Here is a 19,773-nt window from a genome sequence, read left to right on the forward strand (position 1 = left end):
CCCCCCCCCCCCCCCCCCCCCCCCCCCCCCCCCCCCCCCCCCCCCCCCCCCCGCCGCCCCCCCCCCCCGCGGGGGCCCCCCCCCCCGGGGGGGGGGCGGGCCCCGGCCGTCGTTCGTGGGACGTGCGCCGCTTACTTCTTGCGGCGCCTCCCCCCACCCTTCTGCGCCTTACGCCGCTCCGCGCGCGTCGTCCCCGCGCCCGTCTCCGTACGGTCCGCCCCGCCGCTGCTCTCGAAGTCGCCCTCGACGACGCCGCCCTCACCGTCCACCGTCGGCGCGGAGAAGTGCAGCCTGTCCCGCCGCTGCGGAGCCTCCAGGCCCTTCGCCCGGATCTCCGGACGCGCGCCGCCCGCACGGGCACCCGCGCCCGCCGGCGCGTCCGCCTTCGCCAGCGACGTACGCTCCGCCGCGTCCTGCACCGGGACCTCCTCGACCTGCTGCTCGACCTGGACCTCCAGGTTGAACAGGTAGCCGACGGACTCCTCCTTGATGCCCTCCATCATGGCGGTGAACATGTCGAAGCCCTCGCGCTGGTACTCGACCAGCGGGTCCTTCTGCGCCATCGCGCGCAGGCCGATGCCCTCCTGGAGATAGTCCATCTCGTAAAGGTGCTCACGCCACTTGCGGTCCAGCACGGACAGTACGACCCGCCGCTCCAGCTCGCGCATCACGTCCGGGCCGAGCGACTTCTCACGCTCGTCGTACTGCTCGTGCGCGTCTTCCTTGATGGACTCCGCGATGAACTCCGCCGTGATACCCGCGCGGTCCCCCGTCGCCTCTTCCAGGTCCTCGACGGTGACCTTCACCGGGTACAGCTGCTTGAAGGCGCCCCACAGCCGGTCCAGGTCCCACTCCTCGGCGAAACCCTCCGCCGTCTCCTGACCGATGTAGTCGTCGATGGTGTCGCCCATGAAGTGCCGGATCTGCTCCTGAAGGTCCTCGCCCTCCAGGACCCTGCGGCGCTCGCCGTAGATGACCTGACGCTGCCGGTTGAGCACCTCGTCGTACTTCAGGACGTTCTTACGCGTCTCGAAGTTCTGCTGCTCCACCTGCGACTGCGCCGAGGCGATGGCACGGGTGACCATCTTGTTCTCGATCGGGACGTCGTCCGGGACGTTCGCCATCGACATGACGCGCTCGACCATCTGCGCCTTGAACAGACGCATCAGGTCGTCGCCCAGCGACAGGTAGAACCGGGACTCCCCCGGGTCGCCCTGACGGCCGGAACGACCACGCAGCTGGTTGTCGATCCGGCGCGACTCGTGACGCTCCGTACCGAGGACGTACAGCCCGCCGAGCTCCACGACCTCGTCGAACTCCGCCTTCACCGCCTGCTCGGCCTTCTCCATCGCCGCGGGCAGCGCGGCGGCCCACTCCTCGACGTGCTCCACGGGGTCGAGCCCGCGCTGACGCAGCTCCGCCTCGGCGAGGTCGTCGGGGTTGCCGCCGAGCTTGATGTCCGTACCACGGCCGGCCATGTTCGTGGCGACGGTCACCGCGCCCTTGCGCCCGGCCTGGGCGATGATCGGCGCCTCACGGTCGTGCTGCTTGGCGTTCAGCACCTCGTGCTGCACACCCCGCTTCGAGAGCTGCTGCGACAGGTACTCGGACTTCTCCACGGAGGTCGTGCCGACCAGGATCGGCTGGCCCTTCTCGTGCTTCTCGGCGATGTCGTCGACGACCGCCGCGAACTTCGCGACCTCGGTGCGGTAGATCAGGTCGGGCTGGTTGACCCGGATCATCGGCCGGTTCGTCGGGATCGGCACGACGCCCAGCTTGTAGATCTGCTGGAACTCGGCGGCCTCGGTCATGGCCGTACCGGTCATTCCGGACAGCTTGTCGTAGAGGCGGAAGAAGTTCTGCAGGGTGATCGTGGCGAGCGTCTGGTTCTCGTCCTTGATGTCCACCCCTTCCTTCGCCTCGATCGCCTGGTGCATGCCCTCGTTGTAGCGGCGGCCCGCGAGGATACGGCCGGTGTGCTCGTCGACGATCATGACTTCGCCGTCGATGACGACGTAGTCCTTGTCGTTCTTGAACAGCTCCTTGGCCTTGATCGCGTTGTTCAGATAACCGACGAGCGGCGTGTTCACCGATTCGTAGAGGTTGTCGATGCCCAGCCAGTCCTCGACCTTCGCGACCCCGGACTCGTGGATCGCGACGGTGCGCTTCTTCTCGTCGACCTCGTAGTCGCCGGTCTCCTCGATGCCCTTGAGCTGGTTGCCCGCCTCACCCTTGGTGAGACGCGTCACCAGCTTGGCGAAGTCGCCGTACCACTTCGTCGCCTGGTCGGCCGGGCCGGAGATGATCAGCGGCGTACGGGCCTCGTCGACCAGGATCGAGTCGACCTCGTCCACGACCGCGAAGTTGTGGCCGCGCTGGACGAGCTCCTCCTGGGACCACGCCATGTTGTCGCGGAGGTAGTCGAAGCCGAACTCGTTGTTCGTGCCGTACGTGATGTCGCAGTTGTACTGCTCACGGCGCTGCGCGGGCGACATGTTGGCAAGGATGCAGCCGACGGTGAGGCCCAGGAACTTGTGGACCCGGCCCATCATCTCGGAGTCGCGCTCGGCCAAGTAGTCGTTGACCGTGATCACATGAACGCCCTTGCCGGACAGCGCGTTCAGATAACAGGGCAGCGTGCCGACGAGGGTCTTGCCCTCACCGGTCTTCATCTCGGCGACATGGCCGAGGTGCAGCGCGGCGCCGCCCATCAGCTGGACATCGTACGGACGCTGTCCGAGAACTCGCTTGGCCGCCTCACGGACGGTCGCGAAGGCCTCGGGAAGCAGGTCGTCAAGGGACTCACCGTCGGCGAACCGCTGCTTGTACTCCTCGGTGAGGGCCTGCAACTCGGCGTCGGAGAGGGCGGTGAAGTCCTCCTCGATGGAGTTGACCTGGTCCGCGATGCGGTGCAGTTTGCGCAGGATCTTGCCTTCGCCTGCACGCATGAGCTTGTTGAAGACGGACACTGAGGTTGGTCTCCTTGCCGGTCGGGCCTGGCACTGGGTCTGGTGATGGACACTGGCGCGGGCGCGGCGGGCCGACCCCACCGCAACGGCCATCGTAAGCGAGGACCCGGCCGCCTCGGGAGGGCCACGTGGCGCCGGCCTCCTGTCACCCGCAATGAGAACGCGCGGGACGCGCCGAAGGTGCCGGTGAGGTACGAAAAGCGCTCGCGCCGGGGAACCCCCGGTCATCACACTCCCCCCCATGGAGCCACTCACCACCCGGTCCGCCCCTCCTGAGGCCTCGGTCACCTCCTTGATCACCGAGCGGCTGCGGCTGCGGCCCCTCGTCCCTGACGACATCGACGCGGTGTACGCCGGCTGCCAGGATCCCGACATCCAGCGGTGGACGACGATCCCCTCTCCGTACGAAAGACAGCACGCCGAGCACTTCGTCGGCCGGATGGTCCCGGACATGTGGCGGGCCGGGACCAACTTCGTCTTCGCTGTCGAGCCGGTCGGCGGCGGCCCGCTGCTGGCCTCGGTCAACGCCCACAACCACACCGGTGTGTGGGAGGTCGGCTACTGGACGGTCAAGGAGCACCGGGGCCGGGGCTACACGACGGAGGCCCTGGGTGCCCTGGCGCGCTGGATGTTCACGGAACTGGGCGCCGAACGGATCGAGTGGCGGGCCGTGGTCGGCAACGAGGGCTCCCGCGCCGTCGCGCTGAAGGCCGGTTTCGTACTGGAGGGCACCCTGCGCGCCGCCATGCTCATCAAGGAGACGACACGTGACGTCTGGATCGGCGCGCTCCTGCCGTCCGATCTCGGCCTGCCGTCCAGGCACCCGTATCTGCCCGCGCGGCCATGAGAGCGGCGGCCACCGGCCCCGGTCGACCGGCCCCGGCCCGCTGTCAGTGCCGCCGTCTATCGTTCGGGGCATGACCACTGTGCCGCCTGCCGTCACCGAGCTGTCCGCCGCCGAAGCCCGCCGTATCGCGCTGCGCGCCCAGGGGTTCCTCGGCGCGCCCGACCGCCGGGGCGGCGTGCGCGGTGTGCTGCGCCATCTCGGAGCCGTACAGCTGGACACGATCTCGGTGCTCGCGCGCTCGCACGAGCTGATTCCGTACGCGCGCCTGGGCGCGGTCGGCCGCCGGACGGTCGAGGAGTCGTACTGGACACCGGCGGCCACCGGCGGCGCCCCGCCCCGGCCGCACGCCTTCGAGTACTGGTCGCATGCCGCCTGCATCCTCCCGGTCGAGGAATGGCCGCATTTCGCCTTCCGCCGCCGCGCCTACCGCGCCCGCCCGCACTGGCACCACGAGCTGTCGGACGGGGCGTACGACGCGGTGATCAAGCAGCTGCGGGCCGAGGGGCCGCTCACGGCGACCGAGTTGGGCGGCGCCAAGAACGGCGGCGAGTGGTGGGACTGGTCCGAGGCGAAGGTCGCGGTCGAGCGGGCGCTGATGCACGGCGAGGTGGTCTGCACGGAGCGCCGCAGCTGGAAGCGGGTCTACGACCTGGCGGAGCGCGCCATCCCCGACGACGTGCTGCACGACGACCTGGACGACACCGAGTGCCTGCGCCGGCTCGTGCGGCTCGCGGGACAGTCCCTCGGGGTGGGCACGCGCTCGGACATCGGGGACTACCACCGCATCAAGGGCGAGCAGGTCGACGCGGTGATCGCGGACTCGGGACTGGTGCCGGTGTCGGTGGAGGGCTGGGCGAAGCCCGCCTGGGCCGATCCGGAGGCGCTGGCGAGCGTCCCGCGCGGGCGGCATCGTACGACTCTGCTCTCACCGTTCGACTCGCTCATCTGGGAGCGGGCCCGCACCGAGCGGATCTTCGGCTTCACCCACCGCCTGGAGGCGTACGTCCCCAAGCACAAGCGGATACACGGGTACTTCGCGATGCCGCTGCTGTCGGGCGGGAAGCTCCTCGGCCGTGCCGATCCGGCGCGCGAGGGCAGCACGCTCGTCGCCCGGCAGGTGTCGCTGGACACTCCCGCCGCTGTTGAGCCGATGGCGCGGGCGCTGCGGGAGGCCGCCGAGTGGGTGGGCTGCGATTCCGTACGGATCGAGCGCGTCGACCGCCCGGAGCTGACGGCGGCACTGACGCGGGCCGTCATCTGATTTCGAGGATCTTCTCCCGCATCGCGTAGACCACGGCCTCCATCCGGGAGTGCAACTGCAGCTTCTCCAGGATGTTGCGGACGTGGTTCTTCACGGTGTTCTCGGAGATGAACAACTCCTTGGCGATATCACGGTTGTTCATTCCCGTGGCGACCAGCTTGAGGACTTCGAGTTCGCGTTCGGTGAGCCTCGGCGCCGGCACGAGTCTGCGCTCGTCTGTGCGCTGAATCATCGACTTGAACTCGGTCAGGAGCTTGGAGGCCATGGAGGGGCTGATTTGCGACTGCCCGTCGGCGACGGCGCGAATCGCGGTGGCCACCTCGTCCGTCGAAATCTCCTTGAGGAGATAGCCGGTGGCGCCCGCCTTGATCGCGTCGTAGAGGTCGGCCTCCTCGTCGCTGATGGTCAGCATGATGATCTTGGCACTGGGGGCCACCTCCTTGATGGAGGTGCAGGCCTCGATGCCGCCGCGCTTGGGCATCCGGACATCCATCAGCACGATGTCGGGGAGCAGGTCGGCGGCCTTGTCGACGGCCTCCGCGCCGTCTCCGGCCTCCCCCACGACCTGGATGTCCTCCTCCTGGGCGAGGACGATCTCCAGTCCCCGGCGGAAGAGGGCGTGGTCGTCCACGACAAGGACCCTGATCGGTTCCTTGCCGGGGTCGTCCGGGTCCGCGCCGCTCTCCGGTCCCACGCCACCGGTCGTACCGCCGGCACCGCGCGCGTGGTGCACCGGCCCGAAGCTGTCCGCCATCGTTCCTCCCCCTGAAGGCCATGGGCCGATGTACATGCGAGCTACACCAACCCCTGGTCAGGGACCGGGGGTTGACGTGCATGGCCATGCTTTCATGCCGGACCGACAGAGCGGTGATCCAGTAGTCGCGCGGTGGTGCCCCCGCGGCCGGATCCGGCACTGCGGGGGCACCACCGAGGGGGATTTCCTCTCAGCCGCCGAGCGCGCCGCCCGCGCCCGCTGCCTCGGACTCGGCCAACTGGTCGGTCCTCAGGTGGATGACGCCGTAGTCGTAGGCGTGCCGCCGGTAGACGACACTCGGCTCCTTGGTCTCGGAATCCACGAACAGATAGAAGTCGTGTCCGACCAACTCCATCTCGTAGAGCGCCTGGTCGAGGGTCATCAGAGCCGCGGTGTGCGTCTTCTCGCGGACCACCAGCGGTCCTTCGCCCTGTACCTCCAGCGAGCCGATCCTGGTGGTGGGAATGCCGTTCGGCGACTCGCTCACGGGGGCCGGGCCCGAGCCGTTCAACTGGGCCACGCCCGGCACGACATCGACGACCTCGGCTGCCGAAAGCCTGCCGTTGCCACGGCGGTTGTGGCGCTTGTCGTGCTGCCTGCGCAGCCGTGCCTCCAGCTTGCCGGTGGCCAGGTCGAGCGCCGCGTACGGGTCGGCGGCGGCGGCTTCTGCCCTGATGACGGGACCGCGGGAGTGGAGCGTGATCTCCACCCGGTCGCAACGGTCCGCCTGACGCGGGTTGTGCTCCTTGGACACCTCGACGTCGAGGCTGATCACCTTGCCGTCGAGCTTCTGGATCTTCTCCAGCTTCAGCTTCTCGGCCACGTGCTTACGGAACCGCTCGGGTACCTCTGTCTTGCGGCCCTTGACGACGATGTCCACGCAGAACTCCGTTCCCGGATTCGCCCCGCCGCGTTGCGGAGCTACTCCCTCTTGCACCCGACCTCGATGGTCATCGAGGCCTCGGACTTGGCGACTTTCACCTCCTCCTCCCCCGTGGGCAAGATCCCCATTCCCTCTGACTTCGAGGTTCTGGAAAACGCTCCAACGCGCCACTGCTTATCAGTGAGGTACGGCTTTCGGCTTTCCTCACAACCGAACATAGCTCTCTTGGACGGGTATCGGCACCCGCTACCCGCGCGTACGTCCGTTCCGGTGTTTTATGGCCCTCACCACCTGCAACGAAGCAATCTCGCGATCAGTTCCGGTTTATTTCGAAAGAGAGCGGAGGTGCGGCGACCACAGCGGCGCTCACCTGTACCGACGCGGTGTACCCCGATCTCGTCGCCGCATGCATCGCGCGCGACGCCTCGACGAGCGAGGCGCCGGTCGTCATGAGATCGTCCACCAGCACCACTCTGCCGCCCTCCAGGAGCGCCGTGCCCCCGATGGCGACCTCCAGAGCCCCGGCCAGATTGGCGAGCCTCTGACGGGCGCCCAGGCCCGACTGGTCGGCCACCATCCGGCGCTGCCGCAGCACCGGAAGTACGCGGGCCGACCGGCCCGTACTCCGCAGCTCCCCGGCCGCCGCCAGGGCGATACGGCGTGCCGCGTCATGCCCGCGTGCGCCGACGGCGCGTTTCGTCGACGGAACCGGCACGAGGATCAGCGGGCCGACACCGGTACCCGGCGGCACAGCGGCCTGCACCGCACCCGCCAGCGCCCTGCCCAGGGGCGCACCGAGCCCGAGCGCACCCCGCTCCTTGTGCGCCAGCAGCACGGCCCGTACGGCGTCCTCGTACGGAGCGGCGGCGTGCACCACCGGCAGCCCCACGGGCTCGGGAACCGGCCGCACCCGGCACGGCCACATCCCATACAACGCCCTTCCGCAGGCGTCGCACAACGGCGTCCTGGGACTCCCGCAGCCGCCGCAGGCGACCGGAAGCACCAGCCCGGTGATTTCTCGCCACCACCCCCGCATGTCACCCACTGTGCCAATGTCTCGGACCTCCGGCCACCCCTGTGGATAACCGGATTCAGATCCGGCCCGAATGCCCGCACCTGCGCGGGGGCGCTCACGTCAGTGCCCCGACCTGACGCGGCCGGGAGGACGGCACGTCGACCTCCCCGCCCCGCGGCCGGGCCCACGGCCTGTCTCTGCCCGACCCCGCTCTGTCAGCCCGGATAGACCGGTGACGAGCCCTCCTGCACCATCGTCTGCCAGTTCGCGCCGGTCGGCAGCCGCACGATGCCCGCGTCGTCCGAGTCGGCCACCAGCGGCTGCTGTTCGTCGTCGGCCGCAGCGATCCCGGTGACCTGGTTCAGCCCCGGCAGCACACCCGCCGCCGACGTCGAACCGTCCGTCTGGATGTAGCTCACCTGCTGCACCCCGCCGGCCTCCTTGCCGACCACGACGAGCCGGCTCGGCCCGGCCCACGACACGGCGGTCACCGTCTCCATACGCGGCGCCACGGCCTTCAGCTCCGTCACGGACACCGTCTGGTCCCCGGCGGGTCCACGACGCTCCACCCGGCCGATCTTGAGGGTCGTACGCCCGTCCTCGGAGAGCAGCAGCGCCACCCGTACGCCGTCGGCGGACACCCGCAGCGCCTCGATACGCGCGTCGCCGAGTCCGTCGACGGTGACCGCGCGGGGCGCGTCCGCGCCGTCGGCCAGACGCAGCAGCCGGGGCTGCTTCGGGTCGCGGTCCGCTATCCACAGATCGCCGTTGCCGTCCCAACTCGGGGCCGACAGCCGGTCTTCCTTCTTCGCGGCCTTGCTGACGACGAGGGCGTCGCCCACGTCGCCCGCCGAGATGATGGACCCGACGTGCAGGGACTTGCCGTCCTGCGAGACACCTGCCGCGTGCTTCTCGTCCCGCGCGACGGCGACCTGGCCCAGCGGCATCGTGCCGTCGCCGAACGGGCCCCGCACACGTGCCGGGTCGATCGGCTCCCTGCTGCTCGCCGACAGCTGCGCGAGGCGGCCTTTCGCGTCGATGAAGTACGGGCTGTCCGAACTGCCCGACGTGCGGTCGGCGGCGAACTCCTCGGCCTGGTCGCCGCTCAGCACGCACAGCGAGGAGCCGTCCTGCCGCAGCAGCTCGACCTGTTCGCCACGGGTGGACGTCAAGTCGCGCAGCGTGAAGAGCAGTTGCGCCGCCATCTTGCGGCACTGCTCCCGCCCGACGTTGTCGACCTTCGAGTTGAGCGGCACCTTCAGGGCGTTGCGGTCGTCGAACTCCAGCGTCAGGGTGCCGCGCTTCAGCTCCGTACCGGCCGGGAAGGGCGAGTCGACCACGGGCCGCATCCAGTCCGTCGGCCCCTCAAGGAGGACCTTCACGGCCTGGGTGACCGGGTCCATCCGCGTCACCGGGTCTATGCGCTGGCGGATGTAGACGGGGTCGGCGACGAGCCAGCCCTGGCCGGCGGCGAAGTAATACTTGTTCACCGCACGGTAGTTGCGCTGGAAGTCGGACTCGCCGAGCACCAGCCCCTGCGGGAGGTCGTCGATGCGCCATTCCTTGCCGTCCAGCACCTTCTCCTGGACGAGATGGATGGTGCGGTTGTACGGCTCGGGCGCCACCGGCTGGTAGGCGTGCCCGGCGTCGACCGCGGCGATCTGCTCGCCGTACAGCGGGTAGGTGAGTCCGGGGCCCTCCGGGCCGGACGGCCCCTGGGGGTCGGCCGGGTCGGGGGCCGCCGCGAGCACCGTCGTACGGTCCGCAGGCTGCCAGCTCTGCGACGCCTGCTTCGTCAGATACTTCCTGGCCACCGCGAAGTCGGGGTCGTCGCTGGTCATCGCTTCCAGGAAGCCGTCGACGATCTCGTTCGGATCGGCGCCCTCGGCCGGAGCGACCGGATACACCCGCACCTGCGAGTCACCGCGCGGGGACGCCTTGACCGGCTCGACGTCCCCGCTGTTGGGGATCGACGCACAGCCGGCCAGCAGCGCGGCACCGCACCCGAAGGCGAGAGGCAGCCGCACCGCGCGCCCCCGGCCGTGACGAAGGCGGTCAGCGCCCACGAGTTGTGTCCTCCCGCTCGGGAGCCTGAGCCGCGGACGGGACCGCGGAGGCAGATGACGACGTCGATGTCGATGAGGTGGCGGCGGGGTCCCGTTCCACGGACTCCCCGGCGGAACGCGGCACCACCCGGGCGCCGTTGCCCGGCAGCGCCGCCGGGTCCACCACGCCCGCGGGCGGTGGCACGGGCGCCCTCGGCGGCACCGGGAGCGACGAGCCGGCCGCCGGCTGGGAAGGCACGCTCGCCAGCCGGTGGGCGCTCTCCTTCGCGTCGTTGAAGGCGGAACGCTCCCGGCCGCGCCGGGAGTCCTCGGGCTCCAGCGGTATGGGCGAGCCTCGCAGCGGCTCGTCGGCGGTGCGCGGCAGCGTCAGCCGGAACTGCGACCCGCCGCCCGGCTCGCCCCAGGCCTGGAGCCAGCCGCCGTGCAGCCGCGCGTCCTCGACAGCGATCGACAGCCCGAGGCCCGTACCGCCGGTGGTACGCGCCCGCGCCGGATCCGCCCGCCAGAACCGGTTGAAGACGCGGGTCGCCTCGCCGGGCTTGAGGCCCACCCCGTAGTCGCGTACGGCCACGGCGACGGCACCGCCCGCCACCGCCATCCGCACCACCACGTCCCGTCCCTCGCCGTGCTCGACGGCGTTGACGACCAGATTGCGCAGCACGCGCTCCACACGCCGGGCGTCCGCCTCGGCGACCACCGGCTGTTCGTCGCCCATGACGCGGATCCGGGTGCCCTTGCGCTCGGCGAGCGGTTCGGCTCCGCCGATCACGCGCCGTACGACCACCCGCAGGTCTATGGGCTCGGCCTCCAGCGCCGCGGCACCGGCGTCGAACCGGCTGATCTCCAGCAGATCGGAGAGCAGCGACTCGAATCGGTCCAGCTGATCGCCCAGCAACTCCGCCGACCGCGCGGTGACGGGGTCGAAGTCGACACGGGCCTCATGGATGACGTCGGCGGCCATCCGGACGGTGGTCAGCGGGGTGCGCAGCTCGTGCGAGACGTCCGACACGAAGCGGCGCTGCATCCGGGAAAGCTCCTCCAACTGCTGGATCTTGAGGTGGAGATTCTGGGCCATCTTGTTGAAGGCCTCGCCGAGACGGGCGATGTCGTCCTCGCCGGTGACCTTCATCCGCTCCTGGAGCCGACCGATGGAGAGCCGCTCGGCGATCCCCGCGGCCATCCGCACGGGTGTCACGACCTGCCGTACGACAAGCCAGGCGATGGCCCCGAGCAGCACGACGACGAACAGCCCCGCGGTGGCGAGCGTGCCCTTGACCAGATTGAGCGACTGCTCCTCCTGGGTGAGCGGGAACAGGTAGTACAGCTCGTAGGAATTGCCGTCGACATCGGTCAGCCGCTTGCCGATCACCAGCCCGGACTCCGGCTCTCGGCCGTCCGTGTACTGAATCAGGGTGTACTTCTGGAAGGTCCCCGTGCCCTTGGCGACGTCCGACCGCAGATTCGCCGGCACGCTCGCGATGTGGTCCACGCCGCCGGAGGCGCGCGGGAAGCGGCTGCTGGAGCCCGCGCCGTCCGCGTCGGCGCTCAGCGCCACCACGTTGAACGCGCTCTGTCCGCCACTGGCCAGCTGTACGACCAGGTCCGAGCGCCAGTTGACGGAGTTACGGCTCGACCTGCCGTCCCCCGCGCCGCCCTCCTGCCCGCCCGGCTCGACGGGCGCGTCGGCCTTCTCCTTGGCCACGGTGAACCCGCCGGCCGCCTGGCTCTGGGCCGCTTTCTCCTTGGCGTCGAGCAGGCCGTTGCGGACCTGGCCGATCACGACGAGACCCAGCGTCAGCACCACACCCAGCGACATCAGCAGTGTGGTGGTGACCACCCTGAGCTGGATGTTCCGCCGCCACAGCCGTACGGCGGGCAGCACCGGACGCCGGAGCCAGCGCACGACGAGCCGCAGCACGGGACTGCCGGCCGCCCCGTCCTGGAGCAGCCGGCCGCGGTGCAGAAGCCTGCCGAGCCGTGACGCCCGGCGCCCCTGGTCGGCGGTCCGCCCCGTACGGACTCCCGGCTCCCCGGGCTTCGGGGCGGTACTGCCGCTGGACATGTCAGCTCGGTCCGGCCTTGTAGCCGACACCGCGGACGGTCACGACGATCTCCGGGCGCTCCGGGTCCTTCTCGACCTTGGAGCGGAGCCGCTGCACATGCACATTGACCAGGCGGGTGTCCGCCGCGTGACGGTAGCCCCACACCTGCTCCAGGAGCACCTCACGGGTGAAGACCTGCCACGGCTTGCGGGCCAGCGCGACGAGCAGGTCGAACTCCAGCGGCGTCAGGGCGATGGACTGCCCCTCACGCTTCACGGAGTGACCGGCCACATCGATGACCAGATCGCCGATGGCCAACTGCTCCGGCGCCGGCTCCTCGGACCTGCGCAGCCGCGCCCTGATCCTGGCGACCAGCTCCTTGGGCTTGAACGGCTTGACGATGTAGTCGTCGGCGCCCGACTCGAGCCCCACCACCACATCGACCGTGTCGCTCTTGGCCGTCAGCATGACGATCGGCACACCTGACTCGGCCCTGATGAGCCGGCACACCTCGATACCGTCGCGGCCCGGCAGCATCAGATCCAGCAGCACCAGATCCGGCTTGGCCTCACGGAAAGCGGCGAGAGCCTTGTCGCCGTCCGCTACGAACGACGGCTCGAACCCTTCACCTCGCAGCACGATGCCGAGCATCTCGGCCAGTGCGGTGTCGTCATCGACGACAAGGACACGTCCCTTCATATCGACATCATCCCATTTTCATTTCCGTTACGTAGACTCGCGTGATCCAGCTCACTGACCTGGGACGACGTGGACATGTGTCCCTCGTGGGCCGCCGCGGTTCGTGGCTGTTGACGTCAACCACAGATGTCACACCCTGCCTCGTTGACCTGGTCCTCCGACAGGAACCTTAGCGAGCCGCCCGACAGGCCGGCCCCGACAGCGCGTCTGCCCACTCCTGGGCCCTGTTCACCGCACCGTGGCCCGTCAGCCCTCTGCCTCCTGTCGCGCCTGGGCGCACAGGTCCGCGATCCCGTGCCGGGTCACCGGAGACAGCGCGCCGTGCTCGGTGACCAGCGCTGTCACCAGTTCGGGGGGTGTCACGTCGAAGGCCGGGTTGTACGCCTGCGTCCCCAGCGGCGCGACCGGCATCCCCCCGCCGACCTCCACGCCCGCCCCTGCCGCCTGCGGAGCCGTCAGCTCGGTGACCTCCTGACCCGGCCGCTGCTCCACCTCGATCGACGCGCCGTCCGGGGTGTCCAGGTCGAGTGTGGTGGTCGGCGCGACCACGATGAACGGCACATGGTGGTACTTCGCCTGAACCGCGAGCGGATAGCTGCCCACCTTGTTCGCCACCGAGCCGTCGGCCGCGATCCGGTCCGCCCCAATGAGGACGGCATCCACCTCGCCCGCCGCGAACAGCGAACCCGCGGCGTTGTCCGTGAGCAGGGTGTACGCCAACCCGTTGCGAGCCGCCTCGTACGCCGTCAGCCGCGCCCCCTGGAGCAGCGGACGTGTCTCGTCCACCCACAGCCGCCTGAGCCGCCCGGCCCGGTGCGCCGACAGCGCCACGGCGAACGCGGTGCCCTCACCGCCCGAGACCAGTGCCCCGGTGTTGCAGTGGGTCAGGATCCGGTGACTTCCGCCGGGCAGCAACTCGTCGAGAAGCGCCAGCCCGGATGCCGCCATCCGAGCGCTGGCCACGGCGTCCTCGCGGTGCAGCCTCTTGGCCTCCGCCAGCGTGGCCACGGCCGCCTGCTCCTGATCGGCGCCCCCGGCGACGGCCGCCCGGTGCACCTCCAGCGCCCGCCGCACCCCGTACCCGAGATTCACGGCGGTGGGCCGGGCACTCTCCAGCAGTGCCGCCGCCTCGTCCACGTCGTATCCGCGTGTGGCGGCGAGGGCGACACCGTAGGCACCGGCGATGCCCAGGAGAGGCGCTCCCCGCACGGCGAGGGTCCGTATCGACTGGACCAGGGCCGGCACGTCGGTGCAGACCAGTTCGGCCTCCTCGACCGGCAGTCGCGTCTGGTCGAGGAGGACCAGTACGGGCCCTTCCGGCAGCTCGTCCCAGCGCAGAGCGGGAGACATGGACGGCTCGGCCGCGAGCGGGGATGGTGCGTACTGATCAGTCATCCGCCCAGTCTGCCCGGTACCGCGCGGACTATGAAGGCGAGAAGGAGATGGAGCACCCCGCCCACCGGCGGACCACGCGTGGCACGATGGCTGCCAGCCTCCCGCTCTGCTTCGCAGACAGGCACCGTTGAAGCGCCGGCTCCCCGAGCCTGCCTCCGAAACCAATCCACGAGGTGGATGACCGTGAACGACACTCCGGGCTGGGCCTCGCCCGGATCTGCCCCGTCCGACGGCCAGGACGCGAGCGTGCCCCGGCCCGCCCAGCCCGCCGACGACTCCGGCACGCCCTCGGACTCCCCCTCGAAGTGGTCCAAGGCTCAGCCGCCGGCCGGACAGTGGTCCGCGCCCAGCGCCCCCGGCCCCGTTCCACCTCCCAGGCCCGCACCGGGCTGGGGCGGCCCCGGCGGCGGCCGGCACGCGGGGTGGGGACAGCAGCCCCTCGCGGCAAAGCCCGGTGTCATCCCGCTGCGCCCCCTGGGCGTCGGGGAGATCCTCGACGGTGCCGTCTCCACGCTGCGCGCCCACTGGCGCACCGTCCTCGGCGTCACCATCGTCGTCGCGGTGATCTCGCAGATCGGCGACATACTCGTCCAGCGCTATCTCCTGCCGGAGCCGGTGGACATCGATCCGAACGCGAGCCCGACGGAAGCGCTGAACCAGTCCGTCGACGCGATGCAGTCCAGCCTCATCGCACTGGCACCGTCCCTTTTCATCACCATCATCGGCACGCTCTTCACCACGGCAGTACTGACCGTGGTCATCAGCCGCTCCGTCCTCGGCCGCAGCGTCACGTTGTCGGACGCCTGGGCCGAGGCGCGGCCCCGGCTGCTTCAACTGCTCGGCCTGACGCTGCTGTTGCCCGTCATGGGCGCCGCCGTCGTGACCGTCGGCATCCTGCCGGGACTGCTGATCGGCTCCGGTGCCGGAGTCGCGCTGACGATGCTCGGCGGACTGGCCGCCCTCGTCGTGACGATCTGGCTGATGGTCAGCTTCAGCCTCGCCTCGCCCGCCCTCATGCTCGAACGGCAGGGGATTGTGGCGTCCATGCGCCGCTCCGCCAAGCTCGTGAAGGGCACCTGGTGGCGGATCTTCGGCATCCTGCTGCTGACGATGCTGCTGACGTTCGTCGTCTCCATGATCATCGCCGTGCCGTTCAGCCTCGTCGCCATGGCGGTGGACGGCGACGGCCTCAGCGACCTCTTCTCGGGGAACGGTCCGGACTTCGGTTGGCCCTTCCTGATCATCACCGGCATCGGCACGGTGATCAGCACCTCCATCACTCTGCCGATCTCCGCCGGTGTCTCCGTGCTCCTCTACGTGGACCAGCGCATTCGGCGCGAAGCCCTGGACCTCGAACTCGCACGCGCCGCCGGCGTACCGGGCTACGGCTCCCAGCGGCCTGGCAACGACGCCCCCAGGGGCTGATGCGGTGTTCGGCACGGGGGGTACTGCAACGGCGTGGCTGACGGCGCGCACGAGCGACGACATACCGGTGGACACCCCGCGTGTCCCCGCTCGTGAAGCGGCCGAGGACGAGCTGTCCAAGCCGATGTACCACGAGAACGACCCGAACCTCCTCCAGCGCGCGATGGACCGCTTCTGGGAATGGATCGGGGACCTCTTCAACTCCGTGGCCGGCTCGGGAGTGGCGAGCCCGATCGGCCTCGCCCTGATCGCGGTGATCGTCGCGGCGCTCGTCGCCGCGCTCTGGTGGCGGCTCGGCAGCCCCCGACGCACCACCCGCCCCAAGGACGCACTCTTCGAATCCGGCCCTCGCGGAGCGGCGGAACACCGCGCCAACGCTGAAGAACACGCGGCGGCCGAGCGCTGGAACCAGGCCGTCCAGGAACGGATGCGCGCCGTCGTCCGCTCCTTGGAAGAGCGAATGATTCTCGACCCGCGCCCGGGCCGGACCGCCGACGAGGCCGCCGACGACGCCGGCCGCTCACTCCCTGAGCACGCGACGGCCCTGCGCGCCGCCGCCAGAGCCTTCGACGACGTCACGTACGGCGGACGCACGGCGGACCGGCAAACGTATCTGCGCTTGCGCGACCTGGACCTCGGCCTGGAGAGCAGCAGACCCCAACTGAGCAGCGCCACCCAGGGAGCTGCCCAATGACCGGCACCAAGGCCGACGCCCAGCCCCGGGCCACGACCAGCGCCACCTCGATGTCGCCCAGCGCCCAGCAGGTCTGGAAGCGCGCCCGAGGGCTGCTGATCGCCCTCGCCATCCTCCTCGTGGCCGGGATCGCCCTGGCCGCCGTACGCTCCGGCGACCAGCACGGCCGCCTCGACCCCCGCTCCGCCGACCCTCTGGGCAGCCGCGCAGTCGCCGAACTGCTCAAGGACCACGGCGTCACCACCCGTGTCGTCACCACGCTCGGCGAAGCGACCGAGGGGACCGGCCCGGACACCACCATGGTCGTCGCCTCTCCCAATCTGCTGACCTTCCACCAGCAGCGCACCCTGCGGATCGCGACCGAGACTTCGGGAGGCCGCACCCTCCTGGTCTCGGCGGGACCGCCCTCCGTCGGCATCCTCGCTCCGGGCGTCACCGCGGCCCCCGAGAGACCGGTGACCGCGCGAGACCCCCGCTGCTCGCTGCCCGCCGCCCGTGACGCGGGCGCCGTCGACATCGGCGGAGGCCGCTACGTCACCGACTCGCCCGACAGCGACGCCTGTTACCCGACCGACGGGCTGCCGTCCCTCCTCAGGGTCGATACGCCAGCCGGTGGTGACACCGTCCTGCTCGGCTCCCCCGACCTCCTCTACAACGAGCGCCTCGCCAAACAGGGCAATGCCTCGCTGGCTCTTCAACTCCTCGGCTCCCGGCCTCATATCGTCTGGTACCTCCCCTCACTCAGTGATCCCTCCGCCACCGAATCCGGCAGCGGCAGTGGTGGCGACAACAGTGGTGAGAGCACCGGCGGCTCAGAGGACCAGGACGGAGGAGGCAACGAGTCAAGCTTCCTTGACCTGATCCCCTCCGGCTGGCTCTGGGGCACCCTCCAACTCGCCCTCGCCGCCGTACTCGCCGCCGTGTGGCGCTCCCGACGACTCGGCCCCGTCGTGGCCGAACGGCTCCCGGTCGCCATCCGTGCCTCGGAGGCCACCGAGGGCCGCGCCCGCCTCTACCGCAAGGCCAATGCCCGCGACCGCGCCGCCTCGGTCCTCCGTACGGAGACCCGCACCCGCCTCGCTTCGCTCCTCGGGGTCCCACCGTCCGAGGCCCACACCCCGGAGGCCCTTGTCCCCGCCGTCTCCGCGCAACTCTCCGACGACTCGCGGGATCCCCGCACGCTGCTCTTCGGCCCGGCGCCGGCCGACGACGCGGCTCTCATCCGCCTGACGGACCAACTCGACGCCCTCGAAAGAGAGGTACGCACCTCATGAGTGCCCCGACCCCCGTGACCGCTGAGAACTCGGACAGCGCCCGCGCCTCCCTGGAGGCCCTGCGCACCGAGATCGCGAAGGCCGTGGTCGGCCAGGACCCCGCCGTGACCGGACTCGTCGTCGCCCTGCTCTGTCGGGGCCACGTCCTCCTCGAAGGAGTCCCCGGCGTCGCGAAGACACTCCTGGTACGGGCCCTCGCCGCCTCCCTCGAACTTGACACCAAGCGCGTCCAGTTCACCCCCGACCTGATGCCGAGCGACGTGACCGGCTCTCTCGTCTACGACGCCCGAACTGCGGAGTTCTCCTTCCAACCCGGCCCGGTCTTCACCAACCTGCTGCTCGCCGACGAGATCAACCGCACCCCGCCGAAGACACAGTCGTCGCTGCTCGAAGCGATGGAGGAGCGCCAGGTCACGATCGACGGAACACCCCGACCGCTCCCCGATCCGTTCCTGGTCGCCGCCACACAGAACCCCGTCGAGTACGAGGGCACCTATCCCCTCCCCGAAGCACAACTCGACCGCTTCCTGCTGAAGCTGACGGTCCCCCTCCCGTCACGCGATGACGAGATCAGCGTCCTGACCCGCCACGCGGACGGCTTCAACCCACGCGACCTCCAGGCGGCCGGGGTACGCCCCGTCGCCGGCCCCGCCGACCTCGAAGCGGCGCGAGCCGCGGTCGCCAAGACCTCCGTCTCCCCGGAGATAGCGGGCTATGTCGTCGATATCTGCCGTGCCACTCGTGATTCCCCCTCGCTCTCCCTCGGCGTCTCCCCACGAGGCGCCACCGCTCTGCTCTCCACCGCCCGTGCCTGGGCCTGGCTCACCGGCCGCGACTACGTCACGCCCGATGACGTGAAGGCCCTGGCACTGCCGACCCTGCGGCACCGTGTCCAACTCCGCCCCGAGGCCGAGATGGAGGGAGTCACCGCGGACTCCGTCGTCACCGCGATCCTCGCCCATGTCCCCGTACCCCGATGAGGCGATGAACCGTGGCCCTCACCGGACGAGCGGCACTCCTCGCCGCTCTCGGCTCGCTTCCCGTCGGCATCCTCGCCCCCAGCTGGGCGGGGATGCTGGCGGTCAACGCGCCCCTCTCACTCGCAATTCTGTGCGACTACTGCCTGGCAGCGCCAGTGCGATCGCTCCGGTTCACCCGAAGTGGTGATACCTCAGTTCGACTCGGGGAAAGTGCCGAGGTCCAGCTCACGGTCACCAACCCCGCACGCCGTACGCTGCGCGCCCATATCCGTGACGCCTGGCCCCCGAGCAGTTGGCCGACCGGCACCGAACAGGCCGCCTCCCGCCACGAGTTGACGGTCCCGGCAGGAGAACGTCGCCGCGTCTCCACACTTCTCCGCCCCACGCGGCGTGGCGACAGACGCACGGAACGAGTGACCGTGCGCTCCTTCGGCCCGCTCGGCCTGGCCGCGCGCCAGGGAAATCACGATGTGCCATGGACGGTGCGCGTCCTGCCGCCCTTCACCAGCCGTAAGCACCTACCTTCCAGACTCGCCCGCCTGCGCGAACTCGACGGCCGCACAAGCGTGCTCACCCGCGGCGAGGGCACCGAGTTCGACAGCCTCGGCCCCTACGTGCCGGGCGACGACACTCGATCCATCGACTGGCGCGCCACCGCACGCCAGTCTGCGGTGGCCATCCGTACGTGGCGGCCCGAACGTGACCGCCACATCCTCGTCGTTCTCGATACCGGCCGCACCTCGGCCGGCCGCGTGGGCGACATCCCTCGCCTCGACGCCGCGATGGACGCCACGCTGCTGCTCACCGCACTCGCCACCCGCGCCGGCGACCGGATCGACCTGCTGGCATACGACCGCCGGACACGCGCCCAGGTCCGAGGCCGCTCGGCGAGCGACGTACTGCCCGCGATGGTGAACGCACTCTCCACGCTGGAGCCCGAACTCGTGGAGACGGACGCCCGAGGCCTGGCCGCCACCGTCCTAAAAAGCGCCCCACGCCGTTCACTCGTCGTGCTACTGACCAGTCTCGAAACGGCTCCGGTGGAGGAAGGGCTCCTGCCTGTACTCCCCCAACTCACCCAGCGCCACACGGTACTCGTCGCCTCCGTGGCCGACCCGCACGCCCGGACCATGAGCACGGCACGGGGTTCAGTGGACGCGGTCTACGAGGCCGCCGCCGGCTCCCAGGCACAATCCCAACGACGCCGTACATCGGAAAAGCTCCAGCGCTATGGAGTCACAGTCGTTGACGCCGTTCCTGACTCACTGGCCCCGGCACTGGCGGATGCCTATCTGGCCCTGAAGGCCGCAGGCCGCCTCTGAAAGGGACGCGTGCGAGGGGGAGGGGAACTGGCCTCGTACGCGAAACGGCCCCTGAACGCAGAAATGCCCCGTACCAAAAGGTACGGGGCACTCCCCAATAATTGTTCGGCGGCGTCCTACTCTCCCACAGGGTCCCCCCTGCAGTAC

At 70.1% G+C, this 19,773-nt stretch carries 15 protein-coding genes; 7 read left to right on the forward strand and 8 right to left on the reverse strand.

What is annotated here, in order from left to right:
* Positions 1-131: 131 nt before the first annotated feature.
* On the reverse strand, positions 132-2,969 hold the full coding sequence (gene secA / locus ACIBLA_RS37175; RefSeq protein ID WP_363246646.1) for a preprotein translocase subunit SecA: 2,838 nt from the start codon (positions 2,967-2,969) through the stop codon (positions 132-134).
* Positions 2,970-3,210: 241 nt separating this feature from the next.
* Here secA and ACIBLA_RS37180 point away from each other — a divergent pair, with 241 nt between their 5' ends.
* Together ACIBLA_RS37180 and ACIBLA_RS37185 are read left to right on the forward strand one after the other, a co-directional pair.
* Entirely contained in the window at positions 3,211-3,816 is a 606-nt protein-coding gene (locus ACIBLA_RS37180) for a GNAT family N-acetyltransferase (RefSeq protein WP_363246647.1), read from the forward strand.
* Positions 3,817-3,886: 70 nt separating this feature from the next.
* Positions 3,887-5,077 carry a winged helix-turn-helix domain-containing protein gene (locus ACIBLA_RS37185; RefSeq protein WP_399201113.1) on the forward strand — a complete coding sequence of 397 codons (1,191 nt, stop codon included), beginning with the start codon at positions 3,887-3,889 and terminating at the stop codon, positions 5,075-5,077.
* On the opposite strand, the gene ACIBLA_RS37190 is transcribed toward ACIBLA_RS37185, so the two are convergent.
* The 7 genes from ACIBLA_RS37190 to mtnA all read right to left on the reverse strand — a co-directional run bounded on the left by ACIBLA_RS37190 (position 5,070) and on the right by mtnA (position 13,931).
* Positions 5,070-5,831 (reverse strand): response regulator transcription factor, encoded by a 762-nt coding sequence (locus ACIBLA_RS37190; protein WP_363246649.1) that lies wholly within the window; start codon positions 5,829-5,831, stop codon positions 5,070-5,072. The genes ACIBLA_RS37185 and ACIBLA_RS37190 overlap by 8 nt on opposite strands.
* Before the next feature lie 190 nt (positions 5,832-6,021).
* Positions 6,022-6,711: a ribosome hibernation-promoting factor, HPF/YfiA family gene (hpf, locus tag ACIBLA_RS37195; protein ID WP_363246650.1), complete on the reverse strand. Its 690-nt coding sequence runs from the start codon at positions 6,709-6,711 to the stop codon at positions 6,022-6,024.
* Positions 6,712-7,027: 316 nt separating this feature from the next.
* On the reverse strand, positions 7,028-7,750 hold the full coding sequence (locus ACIBLA_RS37200; RefSeq protein ID WP_399201114.1) for a ComF family protein: 723 nt from the start codon (positions 7,748-7,750) through the stop codon (positions 7,028-7,030).
* Positions 7,751-7,944: 194 nt separating this feature from the next.
* Entirely contained in the window at positions 7,945-9,795 is a 1,851-nt protein-coding gene (locus ACIBLA_RS37205; RefSeq protein ID WP_363246652.1) for an LpqB family beta-propeller domain-containing protein, read from the reverse strand.
* Positions 9,785-11,857 carry an MtrAB system histidine kinase MtrB gene (mtrB, locus tag ACIBLA_RS37210; RefSeq protein ID WP_363246653.1) on the reverse strand — a complete coding sequence of 691 codons (2,073 nt, stop codon included), beginning with the start codon at positions 11,855-11,857 and terminating at the stop codon, positions 9,785-9,787. Before mtrB ends, ACIBLA_RS37205 begins: the two co-directional genes overlap by 11 nt.
* Position 11,858: 1 nt before the next feature.
* Positions 11,859-12,536, reverse strand: coding sequence for a two-component system response regulator MtrA (mtrA, locus tag ACIBLA_RS37215; protein WP_005486885.1), 678 nt, complete (start codon positions 12,534-12,536; stop codon positions 11,859-11,861).
* 246 nt (positions 12,537-12,782) lie between these two features.
* Entirely contained in the window at positions 12,783-13,931 is a 1,149-nt protein-coding gene (gene mtnA / locus ACIBLA_RS37220; RefSeq protein ID WP_363246654.1) for an S-methyl-5-thioribose-1-phosphate isomerase, read from the reverse strand.
* 183 nt (positions 13,932-14,114) lie between these two features.
* Here mtnA and ACIBLA_RS37225 point away from each other — a divergent pair, with 183 nt between their 5' ends.
* From ACIBLA_RS37225 to ACIBLA_RS37245, 5 genes are read left to right on the forward strand one after another with little or no spacing between them, the layout of a single operon-like run.
* A complete protein-coding gene (locus ACIBLA_RS37225) occupies positions 14,115-15,356 on the forward strand; it encodes a hypothetical protein (RefSeq protein ID WP_363246655.1) in 1,242 nt (413 codons plus the stop codon).
* A gap of 4 nt (positions 15,357-15,360) precedes the next feature.
* Entirely contained in the window at positions 15,361-16,050 is a 690-nt protein-coding gene (locus tag ACIBLA_RS37230) for a DUF4129 domain-containing protein (protein WP_399201115.1), read from the forward strand.
* Positions 16,047-17,324: a DUF4350 domain-containing protein gene (locus ACIBLA_RS37235; protein WP_399201116.1), complete on the forward strand. Its 1,278-nt coding sequence runs from the start codon at positions 16,047-16,049 to the stop codon at positions 17,322-17,324. Before ACIBLA_RS37230 ends, ACIBLA_RS37235 begins: the two co-directional genes overlap by 4 nt.
* Positions 17,321-18,304 (forward strand): MoxR family ATPase, encoded by a 984-nt coding sequence (locus ACIBLA_RS37240; protein ID WP_363246658.1) that lies wholly within the window; start codon positions 17,321-17,323, stop codon positions 18,302-18,304. The genes ACIBLA_RS37235 and ACIBLA_RS37240 overlap by 4 nt, the downstream gene beginning before the upstream one ends.
* Positions 18,305-18,315: 11 nt before the next feature.
* Entirely contained in the window at positions 18,316-19,626 is a 1,311-nt protein-coding gene (locus tag ACIBLA_RS37245) for a DUF58 domain-containing protein (RefSeq protein WP_399201117.1), read from the forward strand.
* Positions 19,627-19,773 lie beyond the last annotated feature (147 nt).

Origin of the sequence: Streptomyces sp. NPDC050433 (assembly GCF_044458565.1) — a bacterium.
Lineage (GTDB): Bacteria > Actinomycetota > Actinomycetes > Streptomycetales > Streptomycetaceae > Streptomyces.

Coding starts and splice junctions, on each gene's coding strand:
- ACIBLA_RS37190 (WP_363246649.1), bottom strand. CDS start 5,831: ATGGCGGACAGCTTCGGGCCGGTGCACCACGCGCGCGGTGCCGGCGGT.
- ACIBLA_RS37185 (WP_399201113.1), top strand. CDS start 3,887: ATGACCACTGTGCCGCCTGCCGTCACCGAGCTGTCCGCCGCCGAAGCC.
- mtnA (WP_363246654.1), bottom strand. CDS start 13,931: ATGACTGATCAGTACGCACCATCCCCGCTCGCGGCCGAGCCGTCCATG.
- ACIBLA_RS37200 (WP_399201114.1), bottom strand. CDS start 7,750: ATGCGGGGGTGGTGGCGAGAAATCACCGGGCTGGTGCTTCCGGTCGCC.
- ACIBLA_RS37180 (WP_363246647.1), top strand. CDS start 3,211: ATGGAGCCACTCACCACCCGGTCCGCCCCTCCTGAGGCCTCGGTCACC.
- mtrB (WP_363246653.1), bottom strand. CDS start 11,857: ATGTCCAGCGGCAGTACCGCCCCGAAGCCCGGGGAGCCGGGAGTCCGT.
- ACIBLA_RS37240 (WP_363246658.1), top strand. CDS start 17,321: ATGAGTGCCCCGACCCCCGTGACCGCTGAGAACTCGGACAGCGCCCGC.
- ACIBLA_RS37235 (WP_399201116.1), top strand. CDS start 16,047: ATGACCGGCACCAAGGCCGACGCCCAGCCCCGGGCCACGACCAGCGCC.
- mtrA (WP_005486885.1), bottom strand. CDS start 12,536: ATGAAGGGACGTGTCCTTGTCGTCGATGACGACACCGCACTGGCCGAG.